The following is a 17,581-nucleotide window of genomic DNA, read 5'->3' as shown; positions in this document are numbered from 1 at the left end:
TAAAAGCCCGGTGGCGCTACGCTTACCGGGCCTACAATTGCGGGTGCGGCCTGATGCCCTCTCCCACAGGGAGAGGGAGCACTACATTCCCTGCCCCACTTTCAGCACCGCCGCGATATTCCTGGCGGCCATCCTGACGTTCTCGCTGGCATTTTCCAGCGCATCCTCCAGCGAGCAGATGGTGTAGATCACGCTAAAAACCGCATCAATGCCGTGATCGTGTACCACGCCAACGTCCGCCGTCAGGCTGCCTGCAATGCCGATGACGGGTTTGTTAAAGCGTTTCGCCACTTTCGCCACGCCCACCGGGACTTTGCCGTGGATCGTCTGGCTGTCGATGCGGCCTTCTCCCGTGATCACCAGATCCGCATCGGCCACCTGGTCGGCCAGGTGTAGCGCATCGGTCACGATCTCAATGCCCTGGCGCAGCTGCGCGCCGCAAAAGGCGTACAGCGCGGCCCCCATGCCACCCGCCGCGCCGCCGCCAGCAAGGTTTAGCACGTCGATATCCAGATCCCGGGCAATGACTCTTGCATACTGCGCCAGCGCGTTGTCCAGGGTGACGATCATCTCGGGAGTGGCCCCCTTTTGCGGACCAAATACGGCTGACGCGCCATCCTTACCGGTGAGCGGATTCGTCACATCACAGGCGACCTCTATCCGGCACTCCGCCAGACGTCTGTCCAGCCCGCTCAGGTCGATACGCGCGAGTTTTCCCAGCTCGCCCCCGCCCTGCCCAAGGGGCTGCCCGCTGTCGTCCAGCAGCTTTGCCCCCAGCGCCTGCACCATCCCTGCTCCGCCGTCATTGGTGGCGCTGCCGCCAATGCCGATGATGATATGCTTAACGCCTGCGTCCAGCGCGTGACGAATAAGTTCGCCCGTCCCCCACGAGGTGGTTTTCAGGGGATTACGCTGTGAAGGAACGACCAGCTCCAGGCCGCTTGCCGCCGCCATTTCAATAAAGGCACTCTGCTCGTCACCGGATAAGCCATAAAACCCTTCCACGCGCTCACCCAGCGGGCCGGTCACCGGAACATGCACAATGCGTCCCTGCGTTGCCGCGATCATCGCCTCAACCGTCCCTTCGCCACCGTCCGCGACCGGCAGTTTGACGTAAACCGCCTCGGGAAAGATCTCGCGAAAACCACGTTCTATCGCTGTCGCAACCTCAAGCGCACTCAAACTTTCCTTATACGAGTCCGGTGCGATAACAATTTTCATAAGCCATCCTTACGCATAGTCGTTACGTTAAGCATACACCACGTAAAAGACCGCCAGTGGGAGCGGTCCCAATGCGTTTATCGTACCATGCACGGGCGTTTATTGTCGAATGCCCAGTCGGGGATCAGATACTGCATCGCCATCGCGTCGTCGCGCGCGCCCAGACCGTGTTTTTGATACAGCTCATGGGCTTTCATGACCTGGTCCATATCCAGCTCAACCCCCAGCCCCGGCGTGGAAGGCACCTGCACCATGCCACCTATTATCTCAAAGGGCTGCTTAGTCAGACGCTGATTACCTTCCTGCCAGATCCAGTGCGTGTCGATAGCGGTAATCGTGCCCGGCGCGGCGGCGGCAACGTGCGTGAACATCGCCAGCGACACGTCGAAGTGGTTATTAGAGTGCGAGCCCCAGGTCAGGCCAAACTCGTGGCACATTTGCGCCACGCGCACCGACCCCTGCATCGTCCAGAAGTGCGGATCCGCCAGCGGAATGTCGACGGACTGCAATGACAGGGTGTGTCCCATCTGACGCCAGTCGGTGGCAATCATATTGGTCGCGGTCGTCAGCCCCGTGGCGCGACGGAATTCCGCCATAACTTCACGGCCCGAGAAGCCCTGTTCAGCCCCGCACGGATCTTCCGCATACGCCAGCACGCCTTTCAGCTGCTTGCCAATTTTGATCGCTTCATCTAGCGACCACGCGCCGTTCGGATCCAGCGTCACGCGTGCCTGCGGGAAACGTTTTGCCAGCGCGGTGACGGCTTCCGCCTCTTCCTCACCGGCCAGCACGCCGCCCTTCAGTTTGAAATCGTTGAAGCCATATTTTTCGTAAGCGGCTTCCGCCAGGCGCACCACCGCTTCCGGGGTCATCGCCTCGTCGTGGCGAAGTCGATACCAGTCGCATTGTTCATCCGCCTGGCTCTGATAAGGCAACGGCGTCAGCCTGCGGTCGCCGACAAAGAACAGATAGCCCAGCATTTCCACTTCGCTGCGCTGCTGCCCCTCGCCCAACAGCGACGCAACGTTAACGCCCAGATGCTGACCCAGCAGATCCAGCATCGCGGATTCAATCCCGGTCACCACATGAATGGTGGTGCGCAGATCGAAGGTCTGCAGGCCACGCCCTCCGGCATCGCGATCGGCAAAGGTATTGCGCACGGTGTTGAGGACATTTTTGTACTCGCCCAGCGCTTTGCCCACCACCAGCGGAATGGCATCTTCCAGCGTCCGGCGGATCTTCTCTCCGCCCGGAATTTCGCCCACGCCCGTATGGCCGGAATTGTCTTTGATAATGACAATGTTGCGGGTAAAGAACGGCGCATGCGCGCCGCTCAGGTTCATCAGCATGCTGTCATGACCCGCAACCGGAATGATTTGCATGGAAGTGACGACAGGGGTCGTAAAAGTACTCATCGTGTAATCCTTTTATCAGTGACGGCCAAAAACAGGGCGCTTGCGGTCAAATGTCCAGCCGGGGATCAGGTACTGCATCGGGCCCGCGTCGTTACGCGCGCCGCCCGGTAGCTTTTTATACGCCTCATGGGCTTTATGGATCTGATCCCAGTCAATCTCCACGCCCAGGCCCGGCGCATCCGGTACGGCAATCTTGCCATTGATGATTTCCAGCGGATTTTTCGTCAGGCGGGCTTCACCTTCCTGCCAAATCCAGTGGGTGTCGATGGCGGTCGGGTTACCCGGCGCCGCCGCGCCAACGTGGGTAAACATCGCCAGCGAAATATCAAAGTGGTTGTTCGAGTGACAGCCCCAGGTCAGCCCCCAGTCATCGCACAGCTGCGCCACGCGCACTGCGCCTGAAAGTGTCCAGAAGTGAGGGTCCGCCAGCGGTATGTCGACAGCGTTCAGCATCACCGCATGACCCATTTCACGCCAGTTGGTGGCGATCATATTGGTCGCGACCGGCAGCCCGGTGGCGCGACGGAACTCAGCCATGACTTCGCGGCCCGAGAAGCCCTGCTCCGCGCCACAGGGATCTTCCGCATAGGTCAGGACATCCCCTAGCCCTTTGCACAGGCTAATCGCTTCATCCAGCAGCCAGGCGCCGTTCGGGTCAACGGTGATCCGCGCATCCGCAAAGCGTTTTTTCAGCGCCCGGGCCGTTTCAATCTCCTGATCGCCGGGCAGCACGCCGCCCTTCAGCTTGAAATCCTTAAAGCCGTAGCGATCCTGCGCCGCCTCGGCCAGACGCACCACCGCGTCGCTGGAGAGCGCTTCCTGGTGGCGCAGGCGATACCAGTCGTGATCGCCCGTGGATCGCGCCAGATAGGGGAGATCGGTTTTATTGCGATCGCCAACGTAGAACAGATAGCCCAGCACGGTGACCGCATCACGCTGTTTGCCGGGCCCCAGCAGCTCGCAAACCGGAACATTGAGCGCCTTACCCAGCAAGTCGAGCAGGGCGGCCTCCAGCGCGGCGACCGCGTTGACGCGCAGTTCAAACGTCCAGGCACCTTTACCGAACGTATCAAAGTCTGCCCACTGATTGCCCTTATGGACCCGCTGAACGACCTTGTTCAGACGGGCAACCTCCTGACCCACGACCAGCGGAATGGCATCGACCAGCGTCTTGTAGATAACCTCTCCGCCCGGGGCTTCGCCCACGCCGGTATTCCCTGCGCTGTCTTTCAGCACGACGATATTACGTGTAAACCAGGCGTTATGTGCCCCGCCAATATTGAGCAGCATGCTGTCCTGCCCGGCCACCGGAATGACCTTCATCTCCGTAACGGTTGGGCTCGATTGCGTTGTCATCATCCACGCTCCGCAACAGGTTTAAGTTCGACGCGTTTGATATCCCCTACCAGCACCAGGTAACTCAGTACCGCCACCAGCGCATGCACACCCACGTAAATTAGCGCACCGTTGAAAGAGCCGGTGGTGCCGACGATGTAGCCGATAGCGATCGGCGTAACAATCCCGGAGATGTTGCCGAACATGTTGAACAGACCGCCGCTCAGGCCGCTGATTTCTTTCGGCGCCGTATCCGCCATCACCGCCCAGCCCAGCGCGCCAATGCCTTTGCCAAAGAAGGCCATCGCCATAAAGCCGATAATCATCCATTCGGCGTTGACGTAGTTACAGAACACCATGGTCATGGAGAGCAGCATGCCGAGCACAATCGGGGTTTTACGCGCGATGTTCAGCGAGCCGGTGCGGCGCATCAGCCAGTCGGAAATCACTCCGCCGAGCACGCCGCCGACGAAGCCGCAGATTGCCGGGACCGACGCGACAAATCCCGCTTTCAGGATCGACATGCCGCGTGCCTGCACCAGGTATACCGGGAACCAGGTGATGAAGAAGTAGGTTAAGGCGTTAATACAGTACTGGCCCAGATAGATACCGATCATCATGCGCGAGCCGACGAGCTGCTTGATCTGCGCCCATTTCTGGCTGAACGGGACTTTTGCTTTTGCGGATTTCTGATCCATGTTGATCAGCGCGCCGCCTTCCGCAATATACTCCAGCTCTTTTTTGTTCACGCCTGGATGCTGGTTGGGTTCGTGGATCACTTTCAGCCAGATAAAGCTGATGACGATCCCAAGCCCGCCCATAAAGAAGAAAACGTGTGACCAGCCCACCTCATGGGTCAGCCAGCCCATAATGGGCGCAAAGATCACCGTCGCGAAGTACTGTGCGGAGTTAAAAATCGCCACCGCCGTTCCCCTCTCCTGCGCCGGGAACCAGGCCGCCACAATGCGGCTGTTCCCCGGGAAGGAAGGTGCTTCCGCTAAGCCTACCAGGAAGCGCAGCGTGAAGAGCGCCACGATAATGCCGAAGCCGCTGAAGATATCGACGAAACCCTGCAACAGGGTAAACATCGACCAGATAAAGATGGACCAGAAATAGACGCGTTTAGATCCAAAACGGTCCAGCAGCCAGCCGCCAGGAATTTGCCCGATGACGTAGGCCCATGAGAATGCGGAGAAAACGTAACCCATGCCCACCGGATCAAGGCCGATATCTTTTGCCATTTCCGAACCGGCAATCGACAGCGTGGCGCGGTCACCATAGTTAAAGGATGTGACGATAAACAGCATCACCACTATCCAGTAGCGGGCATTAGTGCGCTTTTCAGCGCCGCTCGCTGCGTGGCTTAATGTACTCATTGTTGCACTCCTGAAACATAGCTTTCGCCTGGTTCATTCTGTACAGCACCGGTAGGGTAATCAGAATGAGATTGGTATTTGTCGTTTTGGTACGGCCTGACGCCGTTTTATAGTGACCGGAAAAGTATATGAAGGAGTGGTCCGTTCTCTCACCGTGCAAAAACACAGTATTGAAGGGTGCATGAGAGGTTGTTTATGGCATAAGCCCAGGGGAATGGAAGGTGGTTCACGGAATTGGCGTTTGGAGCGGGGTGTATCGCCGGGTGGCGGCTAAGCCTTACCCGGCCAGGAGAACTATTTAAGGAGCGTTGCCCAGTGTTCGACCCACGGGTTTGATTCGCTTTCAGGTTCAGGGTGCTCACCCGCGTCAATCAGCAGCATCTCGCCGACGCGCTGGGCACTCTGCTCCTGCAGGAGCGCATCGAACTGCTTGCCGCCGCCGCAGAAGTTGGCGTAAGAACGGTCGCCCAGGGCAATGATGCCGTAGTGCACGTCCGGCTGATAGCCAAGCTGGTCTTTAATGCCCTGGTACAGCGGCACGATGCTGTCCGGCAGATCGCCCTGCCCGGTGGTGGAGGTCACCACCAGAATGTATTTATCTTTATACTTTTCCCAGTCTGCCAGCTCCGGGTCTTCATAGACCGTGGCTTTATGGCCCTGGCTGGCGAGTATTGCCTCAGCCTCTTCCGCTACCAGCAGCGAGTTGCCGTACATTGTGCCGACAAAAATGCCTACTTCAGCCATGCTATTTTCCCATATTGAATGCGCTTACTCTTCATCCTGAACGTTGCCCGGTACAAACTCAACCCTTTCATTTTCGGGGAGTTGTCCCAGCCAGCCAAACTGTGACAGCGCCTGCATCCAGACGTCGTCCAGCCCCGCGCGGATAGTCAGCGGCTCGCCGGTAAACGGGTGCGTCAGGCTCAGCTCGCTGGCGTGTAACATCAGACGATGGCAGCCAAAGTGTTCGGCCGCGCTGCGGTTCTGGCGTAAATCACCGTGTTTACTGTCGCCAATAATCGGGTGGCGCAGGTGCGCAAGATGGCGTCGCAACTGGTGCTTACGCCCGGTTTTAGGCAGAAGCTCAACCAGGCTGTAGCGTGTGGTCGGGAATTTGCTGGTTGCCACCGGCATTTCGGTCGTCGCCATGCCGCGATAGTCCGTCACCGCGGGCTGCGGACCTTTGTCATAGCGGGAAAATTTATCGGCGATTTTGTCCAGTTCCTCCACCAGCGGATAGTCCAGCGTGGCGGCTTCCGTCAGCCAGCCGCGCACGATCGCGTGGTAGCGCTTTTGCATCTGATGCTGTTCAAACTGCTGTGATAGCAGACGCCCCGCCTCGCTGGAAAGCCCCATCAGCAGCACGCCGGAGGTCGGCCTGTCGAGACGATGGGCGGTAAAAACATGCTGACCAATCTGGTCGCGAACGGTCTGCATCACCACCACTTTCTCATCGCGATCGAGCCAGCTGCGGTGCACCAGCCAGCCTGACGGTTTATTCACCGCCACCAGCCACTCGTCCTGATAGAGGATCTCAAGCGTCATGCATCTTCACCGGCGAACAGGGCATCCAGTTTTTCCAGTTCGACCAGCATCACGTCGCGCGCAGGGTGCGTCGCCTCGAGCGCCATTTCATAGTAGGGAGAGACAGCAAACGCCTGCGGAAGCGGGTGACCGCCCTCAAGCAGGGCGTGCATGCGCGGGATTAACACCCACTGCAGCCACTCAAACGGGGCCAGCGTATCCAGGCAGAAGGGCTGAGTGCTCGCGAACGCTTCAGGCTGCGGCGCGGTCTCCTGCCACAGCTGATGTTGGCGCAAAAGGGCTTCGATGGCGTGCAACTGAGCACGAACGCTATCGTGTTGCGTCATAGTAACCTCAACTGAAAAAGTGAACGGCGCGCAGCATAGCATTGCGGAAGGCAGAAATAAAAAAAGGGAGCACTGTAAAAACAGTGCTCCCGGTTCGTTTCGCAGCATTCCAGCTACAATTCGTGCTCCCTGCTCATCCGTGACAACTTTTCCTGAAGCCCGAAGGCCTGGTCATCCGTAAGCCAATACATCCTGCACACATCTTCCTGACGCGTTTGTTTCATCCTGAAACGTCCTGGCCTTCCTGACCCACCGGCCATCCTGACCGGCTCTCGTTCTCCTTCCTGGAGGTGTCCCTTACGCATCCTGCGTTATCCCCTTCGCTTCATCCTGAAGCCTTCCTGCAGCGCCATCCTGACGAGTCCTGTTTGAGAAACGCCATCATCCTGATGTTCGTTTGTCGTGTCGGCGTCCTGTCGACAGAAATAGAATCCGCTATTCCGCTTCGTCTTACAACCCACCCTTTCTGGGTTGTAAGCCGTAAGAAATCCCTGGAAACAATACAATGAACAAGTAATTCGTTGAAAAATAGAGTGATATTAATCTGAACAAAATGAGGTAATACTGAATCTTCAGCGATCTCTCACAAACGTTGTAAGAGATCTCTCACACGCTCTATAGCATCATGGATTACAGAAGTGGCTCAAGTCGGGTGAGGAAATCCGCAAGAGAGGGGGCGAGAGTCTCGCGATTGCGGGTGCCGATAGTCTCTTTAACCACTTCACCTGACAGGTTACAGACGGAGATAACGTCCAGTTCGCTGTCCAGCGTGGCAATAAAGAGCGTAGGAGAAAGCTTAAGGCGTTTTTGCGTGACCAGATGACCAATCAGGTTTTCCTGAACGCGCTGCAGATCGTCTTCGCTCCAGGTCTGCAACAGCGTCAGCGTGATATCAGCAAAGCGCGCGGGCATATCCCCTGCTAACTGCGTGGTATAAAACGCATGAACCGCTGGTTGTACCACAATGTCCATTGCCCGTTCAACCGCATTTACATTTTGCTCGCCGTCGAAAGGTTTTGGCTGCCAGATAACATGATCGTCGACTGAAGAGATAATGCACGGCGAAGGTACGCCATACAAATCAGCATTTTGCGGCCATGTCTGGTGCTTTTCATGCCATGCGTCGCAATAGCGGGTCGTGAAGGTAGTGAGGGCATTTGCAGTTTCGATGTCCACCGATTTCTCTCTTCTTGTCAGACAGGATAAACTCAGGCCATAAGTGTACCTGTAAAGTGGCTATGAAACATGTCTTACGAAAATCATCAGGCGTTAACCGGCTTAACGCTGGGCAAATCGACCGATTACCGCGATACCTACGATGCAAGCCTGCTGCAGGGCGTGCCGCGCAGCCTGAACCGCGATCCTCTGGGCCTGCATGCAGACGCATTGCCGTTTGTCGGCGGTGACATCTGGACGCTGTACGAACTCTCCTGGCTCAACGCGCGCGGCCTGCCGCAGGTGGCAGTGGGCCACGTTGAGCTGGATTACGCCAGCGTGAATCTCGTCGAGTCCAAAAGCTTTAAGCTCTATCTCAACAGCTTTAACCAGACAAAATTCAACAGCTGGGACGACGTTCAGCACACCCTGGAACGTGATTTAAGCGCCTGCGCGCAGGGAAAGGTAAGCGTTTCACTGTATCGCCTGCACGAGCTGGAGGGGCTGCCAGTCGCCCACTTCAACGGGACCTGCATCGACGATCAGGATATTGAGGTGGAGAATTATGAATTCAGCGCCGATTACCTCGAAAACGCCGCGAGCGGAAAGGTGGTCGAAGAGACGCTGGTCAGCCACCTGCTGAAATCCAACTGCCTGATCACCCACCAGCCGGACTGGGGCTCGGTGCAGATCCAGTACCGCGGCCCGAAAATTGACCGGGAAAAATTGCTGCGCTACCTGGTGTCGTTCCGCCATCACAACGAATTTCACGAGCAGTGCGTGGAGCGTATCTTTAGCGATATTCAGCGTTTCTGCCAGCCAGAAAAACTGAGCGTTTACGCGCGCTACACCCGCCGTGGCGGTCTGGACATCAACCCATGGCGCACCAACACCGATTTTGTGCCAGCAACGGGACGGCTGGTGCGTCAGTAATATAAATATTTTCACAATATGCGCGGTATCTTCCGCGCTTTAGGTTGTGAAACGTCACGCGCCAGGGCTATTGTAATCAACAGGGAAAGACGATAATCGTCCCGTAAGGAGCTCACTTGATTACACATATTAGCCCGCTTGGCTCAATGGATATGTTGTCGCAGCTGGAAGTGGACATGCTTAAGCGCACGGCCAGCAGCGATCTTTATCAACTGTTTCGTAATTGTTCACTTGCCGTACTGAACTCCGGAAGCCTGACAGATAACAGTAAAGAACTGCTGTCCCGCTTCGAAAGCTTTGATATCAATGTGCTGCGCCGCGAGCGTGGCGTGAAGCTTGAAGTCATCAACCCGCCGGAAGAGGCCTTTGTCGACGGGCGCATTATTCGTTCACTTCAGGCGAACCTGTTTGCCGTGCTGCGTGACATCCTGTTTGTTAACGGGCAGATCCACAACGCAGGCCGTTTCCAGCATCTCGACCTGGAAAGCTCAGTCCATATCACCAACCTGGTATTCTCCATTTTGCGTAACGCCCGTGCCCTGCACGTTGGCGAAGCGCCGAACATGGTCGTCTGCTGGGGCGGCCACTCCATTAACGAAACTGAATACCTTTATGCGCGTCGGGTGGGCACCCAGCTCGGCCTGCGCGAGCTGAATATCTGTACCGGCTGCGGTCCAGGTGCGATGGAAGCGCCAATGAAAGGTGCGGCGGTTGGGCATGCGCAACAGCGTTATAAAGAGGGGCGGTTTATCGGCATGACCGAGCCGTCAATCATTGCCGCTGAGCCGCCTAACCCGCTGGTTAACGAGCTGATTATCATGCCGGATATCGAGAAACGTCTTGAAGCGTTTGTCCGTATCGCCCACGGCATTATCATTTTCCCGGGCGGCGTGGGGACAGCGGAAGAGCTGCTCTACCTGCTGGGTATTCTGATGAACCCGGCCAACAAAGATCAGGTTCTGCCGCTGATCCTTACCGGGCCAAAAGAGAGCGCCGACTACTTCCGCGTGCTGGACGAGTTTATCGTACACACGCTGGGCGAAGCCGCGCGCCGTCACTATCGCATCATCATTGACGATGCCGCGGAAGTGGCGCGCCAGATGAAAAAGGCGATGCCGCTGGTTAAGGAAAACCGTCGCGATACCGGCGATGCGTACAGCTTTAACTGGTCAATCCGTATTGCGCCGGACCTGCAGATCCCGTTCGAGCCAACGCATGAAAATATGGCGAACCTGAAACTCTACCCGGACCAGCCGGTGGAAGTCCTGGCTGCCGATCTGCGTCGTGCCTTCTCCGGGATTGTGGCGGGCAACGTCAAAGAGATGGGCATCCGCGCCATTGAACAGTACGGTCCGTACAAAATCCACGGCGACCCGGAGATGATGCGCCGCATGGACGACATGCTGCAGGGCTTTGTCGCTCAGCACCGCATGAAGCTGCCGGGCTCAGCCTATATCCCTTGCTACGAAATCTGCACATAACGCGCAGCAGCATCTCATCAAAGCCGGGTCGCCGTGTCATGCGTCCCGGCTTTTTTATTAACGAGGTAATTCATACGCATCACTTATATCTTTTACAAACTATGCGCAAACGCAAACGATTACCTTGTTTTTTCAACCATAAATTATCAGCCTTAATCCAAATTACCTGCCAGAAAATACTAAAAACCCATTTCTTTACAGCTAAAGACACCTATATCACGGGTCAGTCTTTCAGCTCACATGTCGTTGGTGGTAGCCTTCGCGCCCGTAAATTCTCTTTGACGTTTTTTTAACAGAGAAATGGTCTAAAGATGCCCACTTCATAAGTGGATTATTGCATTTGGGATCAGGATCACTGATAGATTCATAACTAGAATGTATCTTTCCGCCCGCCAATAGTTACGGGCAAAAATTATTAAAAAACCGTCACTGAACGAATTTCATATTACCGTCAGGCACTTTTTCATCGGATTTGACTAAAAACCTGACAATTTGCTTCCTCCAGGAGATACAGATGGAAACCACTCAAACCAGCACCGTTGCTTCGATTGAATCCCGAAGTGGTTGGCGCAAAACGGATACCATGTGGATGCTTGGCCTTTATGGCACAGCAATCGGCGCTGGTGTACTGTTCCTTCCTATCAACGCAGGCGTCGGCGGTCTGATCCCGCTGATCATTATGGCTATCATTGCTTTCCCGATGACCTTCTTTGCACACCGCGGTCTGACCCGCTTCGTGCTGTCCGGTAAAAACCCGGGCGAGGACATCACTGAAGTTGTTGAAGAGCATTTCGGCGTGGGCGCAGGTAAACTGATTACCCTGCTCTACTTCTTCGCGATTTACCCTATTCTGCTGGTCTACAGCGTGGCAATCACCAACACCGTTGAAAGCTTCATGATGCACCAGCTGCACATGACGCCGCCGCCGCGTGCCATTCTGTCTCTGATCCTGATCGTGGGCATGATGACCATCGTTCGCTTCGGTGAGCAGATGATTGTGAAAGCAATGAGCGTACTGGTCTTCCCGTTCGTTATTGCTCTGATGGTACTGGCTTGCTACCTGATCCCACAGTGGAACGGTGCAGCGCTGGAAACCCTGTCCCTGAGCAGCGCATCGGCAACCGGTAACGGCCTGCTGATGACCCTCTGGCTGGCGATTCCGGTGATGGTGTTCTCTTTCAACCACTCTCCAATCATCTCTTCTTTCGCCGTTGCGAAACGTGAAGAGTACGGTAATGGCGCAGAGAAGAAGTGCTCCAGCATCCTGGCGCGCGCTCACATCATGATGGTACTGACCGTAATGTTCTTCGTCTTCAGCTGCGTACTGAGCCTCTCCCCGGCGGATCTGGCGGCAGCGAAAGAGCAGAACATCTCTATTCTGTCTTATCTGGCGAACCACTTTAACGCACCGGTCATTGCGTGGATGGCACCTATCATCGCGATTATCGCCATCACCAAATCCTTCCTGGGCCACTACCTCGGCGCGCGCGAAGGCTTCAACGGTATGGTGATTAAATCTCTGCGCGGTAAAGGCAAGAGCATTGAAATCAACAAGCTGAACAAAATCACTGCGCTGTTCATGCTGCTCACCACCTGGGCGGTAGCGACCCTGAACCCAAGCATCCTGGGCATGATTGAAACCCTGGGCGGCCCGGTCATCGCGATGATTCTGTTCCTGATGCCGATGTACGCGATTCAGAAAGTCCCAGCTATGCGTAAGTACAGCGGTCATGTGAGCAACGTCTTTGTGGTTATCATGGGTCTTATCGCAATCTCTGCGATCTTCTACTCCCTGTACACCATGTTCTGATTATCACCCGCGCCGTCTTCGGACGGCGCACTCCTCCCTCTCTGACTGAAAGCAATGGACGCATCATGATTAGCGTATTCGATATCTTCAAAATCGGTATTGGTCCTTCCAGCTCTCACACCGTCGGACCAATGAAAGCCGGTAAGCAGTTCACGGATGACTTGATTGCACGCGGCATCTTGCATGACATTACCCGCGTGGTTGTCGATGTATACGGCTCGCTTTCCCTTACCGGGAAAGGCCACCATACCGATATCGCCATTATCATGGGCCTGGCGGGAAATCTGCCGGATACCGTTGATATTGATGCGATCCCTGGCTTCATCCAGGATGTGAACACCCACGGTCGCCTGCTGCTGGCGAACGGTGAGCATGAGGTTGAATTCCCGGTTGACCACTGCATGAATTTCCATGCGGACAACCTGTCGCTGCACGAAAACGGCATGCGCATTACCGCGCTGGCCGGCGACAAAGCGGTATACAGCCAGACGTATTACTCTATCGGCGGCGGTTTTATCGTCGACGAAGACCACTTTGGTCAAACCAATACCTCTTCTGTCGAGGTGCCGTATCCGTACAAAACGGCGGCGGATCTTCAGCGTCACTGCCAGGAGACGGGCCTTTCCCTCTCCGGCCTGATGATGAAAAACGAGCTGGCGCTTCACAGCAAAGAGGAGCTCGAACAGCACTTCACTAACGTCTGGGAAGTGATGCGCGGTGGTATTGAGCGCGGGATAACCACCGAAGGCGTTCTGCCGGGCAAGCTTCGCGTGCCGCGTCGCGCTGCTGCGCTGCGCCGTATGCTGGTAAGCACCGACAAAACGACGACGGACCCGATGGCCGTTGTAGACTGGATCAATATGTTCGCACTGGCGGTGAATGAAGAGAACGCCGCAGGGGGCCGCGTGGTCACCGCGCCGACTAACGGTGCCTGCGGTATCGTTCCGGCGGTGCTGGCGTACTACGACAAGTTTATCCGTGAAGTGAACGCGAACTCACTGGCGCGCTACCTGCTGGTCGCCAGTGCAATTGGTTCGCTGTATAAGATGAACGCGTCTATTTCCGGTGCGGAAGTGGGCTGTCAGGGTGAAGTCGGCGTGGCGTGCTCCATGGCGGCGGCGGGTCTGGCCGAACTGCTGGGTGCAAGCCCGACACAGGTGTGCATTGCTGCGGAAATCGGCATGGAACATAACCTGGGACTGACCTGTGACCCGGTTGCCGGACAGGTACAGGTACCGTGCATCGAACGTAACGCGATTGCCTCCGTGAAGGCGGTGAACGCGGCACGTATGGCGCTGCGCCGAACCAGCGAGCCGCGCGTCTGTCTCGATAAGGTTATCGAAACCATGTACGAAACCGGTAAAGATATGAACGCCAAATACCGCGAAACCTCTCGCGGCGGCCTGGCGATGAAGATCGTAACCTGCGATTAAGCCTCTCAGGAAGCCTCGTTTTGCGAGGCTTCTTCCTGTTTTCCCCACCATTCATAGTTTCACGCTGCTGACAGTGTTACCCTTCACGCATGAGATAGAAGGGAGATTATCTGTGGCCGTTCATTTACTTATCGTCGATGCTCTTAACCTGATCCGCCGTATCCATGCGGTACAGGGGACGCCTTGTAAAGACACCTGCCTGCACGCGCTGGAGCAGCTTATCCGCCACAGTGAGCCCACCCACGCGGTCGCGGTATTTGATGACGAAGCCCGCAACACGGGCTGGCGACACCAGCGTCTGCCCGACTACAAAGCCGGACGCGCCCCGATGCCGGACGATCTTCACGCTGAATTGCCCATGCTGCGCGCTGCATTTGAACAGCGGGGCGTTCCCTGCTGGGGCGCACAGGGAAATGAAGCCGACGATCTTGCGGCCACTCTGGCCGTCAAGGTGGCAAGTGCCGGGCATCAGGCTACTATCGTTTCAACTGACAAAGGCTACTGCCAGCTGCTCTCGCCGACTATCCGCATTCGTGACTATTTTCAAAAACGCTGGCTGGACGCGCCGTTTATTGCCAGCGAGTTCGGCGTCTCACCTGAACAACTGCCGGACTACTGGGGGCTGGCAGGCATCAGCAGTTCTAAAGTTCCGGGTGTCGCCGGTATTGGGCCAAAGAGCGCCGCGCAGCTGCTGACCGATTTTCAGAGTCTGGAAGGGATTTACGCCCGTCTGGATGAGGTACCGGAAAAGTGGCGCAAGAAGCTGGAGGTGCATAAAGAGATGGCGTTTACCTGCCGGGAGATCGCAACGCTACAGACGGATTTGCAGCTGGACGGGAATTTACAGCAGTTAAGGTTAGAGCGTTAACGCTTTACTATAGGCCCGGTAAGCGTAGCGCCACCGGGCAATACAACACGGACTATCGCTCGTCGCGACGTCCGCCGACCGCAGCCCACCAGCGACGAATATGCACCGTCACCTCTTCACGGTCGTGATACAGCTGACGCGCCTGGATCTCCACGTTGATTCCGTGTTCATCCATCTGCTCCTGAATGTAGGCCAGGTTCTGCGACACTTCCTCATAGCGCTTTTTCATCGGCAGCTTGAGGTTGAAAATGGTCTCACGACACCAGCCGTTCACCAGCCAGGAGGCCATCAGCGCGGCGACTTTTGCCGGCTTCTCAACCATATCGCACACCATCCACGAGATGTTGTTACGATTCGGGCGATAGCGGAAACCGTCTTCACGCAGCCAGGTGACCTGCCCGGTGTCCATCAGGCTTTGCGCCATTGGGCCGTTATCAACGGACGATACCCACATATTGCGTTTCACCAGCTGATAGGTCCAGCCGCCCGGGCACGCGCCGAGATCGACAGCGTACATGCCGTTTGCCAGACGCTCATCCCACTCATCCGCCGGGATAAAGACGTGAAACGCCTCTTCCAGCTTGAGCGTGGAACGGCTTGGCGCATCGGACGGGAAGCGCAAACGCGGGATGCCCATAAAGAAGGGAGAGTTGTTGGTGGTGTACGAATAGCCTGCATAGCAGCAGCCCGGTGCGATAAAGAAGATATGCACCACCGGACGCTTCGGCGTTTCGTAGTTCGTCAGCACGCCTGCATCACGCAGCGCCGCACGCAGCGGCACGGTGAACTTGCGGCAGAACTTCATCAGCTCTTTACTTTCGTTGGTATCCGCCACTTCAACGCGCAGATCGCCGCCCTTCTCCACCACGCCCTGCAGCATGCCGACAATAGGCGTGATGCGGTCTTCCGGCGGAAGATCCTTCAGCAGCTCACCCGCGACAAACATCTGGCGAGCGAAGATCAGCGAGCTGAACGGCAGCTCGCGCGCCAGCTTGTCTGCGTCTTCAGGCTGGTAGCACTCGAATACCACATAGCCCGCGTTCTCTTTTACGCGGGCAAAGCCGAAGACTTCGCGCTTCACCGCTTTATCGGTAATTTCCGCGGCGCACTCTTTCTCAAACCCCGGGCGACAATATAAAACAACCTTATTCATGAACAACGCCCTTGCGTTTCAGACGGATAGCTCCGATAAACATTAATACCCAACCCGCCAGGAAGCTGAAGCCGCCGACGGGTGTAACGAACGCCCACAGGCGCAGATGTGAGAGCGCAAGGCAGTACAGGCTACCGCTGAATAACACGGTACCCAGCGCCATAAACACGCTGCTCCAGTAAAACCAGATACTGATACGACGCTGCATCGCCACCGCCAGCCCAAAAATAGCCAGCGTGTGGAACGCCTGATATTCAAGGCCGGTCTGGATCCAGCCCATCTCTACTGCGCCTAAAGACTTGCTTAATACATGTGCGCCAAAGGCGCCCAGTGCAACAAAAATAAAGCCACTCACCGCGGCAAAAATCAGCATGAATCGGCTGGTCATGTTTAAGTCCTGAGTTGATGCGTGCCCGGCACACAAACGTTATTGTTCATACCTGAAGCGGAATTTTTCTTGCTCGGTTGCCGCTTTCGCCAGTATCCACTGCCGGAAGGCGGCTATTTTACCCAGTTCTGCCTGACTGTCATGACAAACCAGATAAAACGCATTCTTGCTGACCAGTACATCATTAAAAGGGCAAACCAGGCGACCTGCCTCAATTTCGGACTGCGCCATAACGTTGTTCGCCAACGCCACGCCTTGTCCGTGAATGGCAGCCTGTAACACCATCGCACTGTGGCTAAAAATGGGTCCCTGCTGCACGTTTATATGTGTAAGACCTAATTGACGGGTATAAGTTTGCCAGTCGCGGCGAGAGGCATCATGCAAAAGCGTATGCTGAGCCAGATCGGCGGGTGACTTCAGCGCCTTCTCGCCCGTTAACAGCAGGGGAGAACAGACCGGCAGGAGATATTCTGCGTATAATTTTTCAACGCGCAAGCCCGGCCAGTTACCGCGACCATAAAAAATGGCGACATCCACGTCATCGGCCAGCTTGTCCTCCTGACGATCTACCGCCTGGATTCTAACGTCGATCCCCGGATAAGCTGAGTTAAAGCTTGAGAGTCTTGGCACCAGCCAATGAATGGCAAAACTGGGCAATAAACTGACGGTCAGAGCACCTTTTGCACTGCGAGCCTGCAGCTTACGCGTGGCTTCCGTAAGCTGGGAAAAAATCTCTTTAATATCCTGAAAATAGCTCTGCCCCTCTTCAGTCAACAGCAACGAACGGTTGCGTCGACGAAACAGCTTAAGGCCCAGAAAACCCTCCAGAGACTTGATTTGGTGACTTACTGCGGCCTGTGTCACAAAAAGCTCATCTGCCGCGCGGGTGAAGCTCAGGTGACGTGCTGCTGCATCAAAAACACGTAATGCGTTAAGGGGTGGCAATCGCTTTGACATGGTTATCTGGCTTAGATGTTAACGGATTTTAACAAACAGGAAACAACGTTTAACCTATTAGTTTTTTTTATCTGAGCCATTATAATTTGTCCGTTGAGGAACTACCAGCAAATACCTATAGTGGCGGCACTTCCTGAGCCGGAACGAAGAGCTTTTTTCGGAATGCGTGTTCTGAAGGGCTTTTG

At 55.9% G+C, this 17,581-nt stretch carries 16 protein-coding genes; 5 read left to right on the top strand and 11 right to left on the bottom strand.

Annotation, left to right across the window (positions count from 1 at the left end):
* Window positions 1–81: 81 nt before the first annotated feature.
* The 8 genes from NUX24_RS10070 to syd form a co-directional block, all read right to left on the bottom strand.
* Window positions 82–1,221, bottom strand: coding sequence for a glycerate kinase (locus NUX24_RS10070; RefSeq protein ID WP_032660254.1), 1,140 nt, complete (start codon window positions 1,219–1,221; stop codon window positions 82–84).
* A 77-nt stretch (window positions 1,222–1,298) separates the two neighbouring features.
* Entirely contained in the window at window positions 1,299–2,636 is a 1,338-nt protein-coding gene (gene gudD, locus NUX24_RS10065; protein WP_257831283.1) for a glucarate dehydratase, read from the bottom strand.
* Between the two features lie 15 nt (window positions 2,637–2,651).
* Window positions 2,652–3,992 (bottom strand): glucarate dehydratase family protein, encoded by a 1,341-nt coding sequence (locus tag NUX24_RS10060; RefSeq protein ID WP_257831375.1) that lies wholly within the window; start codon window positions 3,990–3,992, stop codon window positions 2,652–2,654.
* Window positions 3,992–5,347: a galactarate/glucarate/glycerate transporter GudP gene (gene gudP / locus NUX24_RS10055; protein WP_047650247.1), complete on the bottom strand. Its 1,356-nt coding sequence runs from the start codon at window positions 5,345–5,347 to the stop codon at window positions 3,992–3,994. The genes NUX24_RS10060 and gudP overlap by 1 nt, the downstream gene beginning before the upstream one ends.
* A 294-nt stretch (window positions 5,348–5,641) precedes the next feature.
* Complete coding sequence (locus NUX24_RS10050; RefSeq protein ID WP_047650246.1) at window positions 5,642–6,091, bottom strand: flavodoxin; 450 nt, start codon at window positions 6,089–6,091, stop codon at window positions 5,642–5,644.
* 24 nt (window positions 6,092–6,115) lie between these two features.
* A complete protein-coding gene (gene truC / locus NUX24_RS10045; RefSeq protein WP_047650245.1) occupies window positions 6,116–6,892 on the bottom strand; it encodes a tRNA pseudouridine(65) synthase TruC in 777 nt (258 codons plus the stop codon).
* Entirely contained in the window at window positions 6,889–7,218 is a 330-nt protein-coding gene (locus NUX24_RS10040) for a YqcC family protein (protein WP_023309024.1), read from the bottom strand. Before NUX24_RS10040 ends, truC begins: the two co-directional genes overlap by 4 nt.
* A gap of 630 nt (window positions 7,219–7,848) precedes the next feature.
* Complete coding sequence (syd, locus tag NUX24_RS10035; protein ID WP_257831278.1) at window positions 7,849–8,394, bottom strand: SecY-interacting protein; 546 nt, start codon at window positions 8,392–8,394, stop codon at window positions 7,849–7,851.
* Between the two features lie 69 nt (window positions 8,395–8,463).
* On the opposite strand from syd, the gene queF reads away from it, so the two are divergent.
* The 5 genes from queF to xni all read left to right on the top strand — a co-directional run bounded on the left by queF (window position 8,464) and on the right by xni (window position 14,898).
* A complete protein-coding gene (gene queF / locus NUX24_RS10030) occupies window positions 8,464–9,306 on the top strand; it encodes an NADPH-dependent 7-cyano-7-deazaguanine reductase QueF (RefSeq protein ID WP_214577228.1) in 843 nt (280 codons plus the stop codon).
* Window positions 9,307–9,422: 116 nt separating this feature from the next.
* Entirely contained in the window at window positions 9,423–10,787 is a 1,365-nt protein-coding gene (gene ppnN, locus NUX24_RS10025; protein WP_023309027.1) for a nucleotide 5'-monophosphate nucleosidase PpnN, read from the top strand.
* Between the two features lie 514 nt (window positions 10,788–11,301).
* Window positions 11,302–12,597: an HAAAP family serine/threonine permease gene (locus tag NUX24_RS10020; RefSeq protein ID WP_024909280.1), complete on the top strand. Its 1,296-nt coding sequence runs from the start codon at window positions 11,302–11,304 to the stop codon at window positions 12,595–12,597.
* Between the two features lie 65 nt (window positions 12,598–12,662).
* Window positions 12,663–14,030 (top strand): L-serine ammonia-lyase, encoded by a 1,368-nt coding sequence (locus NUX24_RS10015; protein ID WP_033146431.1) that lies wholly within the window; start codon window positions 12,663–12,665, stop codon window positions 14,028–14,030.
* 112 nt (window positions 14,031–14,142) lie between these two features.
* On the top strand, window positions 14,143–14,898 hold the full coding sequence (gene xni, locus NUX24_RS10010; protein WP_257831272.1) for a flap endonuclease Xni: 756 nt from the start codon (window positions 14,143–14,145) through the stop codon (window positions 14,896–14,898).
* A 52-nt stretch (window positions 14,899–14,950) separates the two neighbouring features.
* Here xni and rlmM read toward each other — a convergent pair whose 3' ends face one another.
* Genes rlmM through gcvA form a run of 3 tightly spaced genes read right to left on the bottom strand, consistent with a single transcriptional unit; the run spans window position 14,951 to window position 17,396 of the window.
* Window positions 14,951–16,051 (bottom strand): 23S rRNA (cytidine(2498)-2'-O)-methyltransferase RlmM, encoded by a 1,101-nt coding sequence (gene rlmM / locus NUX24_RS10005; protein ID WP_257831270.1) that lies wholly within the window; start codon window positions 16,049–16,051, stop codon window positions 14,951–14,953.
* Window positions 16,044–16,439 carry a DUF423 domain-containing protein gene (locus NUX24_RS10000; RefSeq protein WP_023309031.1) on the bottom strand — a complete coding sequence of 132 codons (396 nt, stop codon included), beginning with the start codon at window positions 16,437–16,439 and terminating at the stop codon, window positions 16,044–16,046. Before NUX24_RS10000 ends, rlmM begins: the two co-directional genes overlap by 8 nt.
* A 39-nt stretch (window positions 16,440–16,478) precedes the next feature.
* Entirely contained in the window at window positions 16,479–17,396 is a 918-nt protein-coding gene (gene gcvA, locus NUX24_RS09995) for a glycine cleavage system transcriptional regulator GcvA (RefSeq protein WP_257831267.1), read from the bottom strand.
* Between the last annotated feature and the right edge of the window lie 185 nt (window positions 17,397–17,581).

This window comes from Enterobacter sp. HG048 (assembly GCF_024702055.1).
Lineage (GTDB): Bacteria > Pseudomonadota > Gammaproteobacteria > Enterobacterales > Enterobacteriaceae > Enterobacter > Enterobacter dykesii.
The sequence above is the reverse complement of the archived record's forward strand: the minus strand, read 5'-3'. Positions and strand labels throughout refer to the sequence as shown.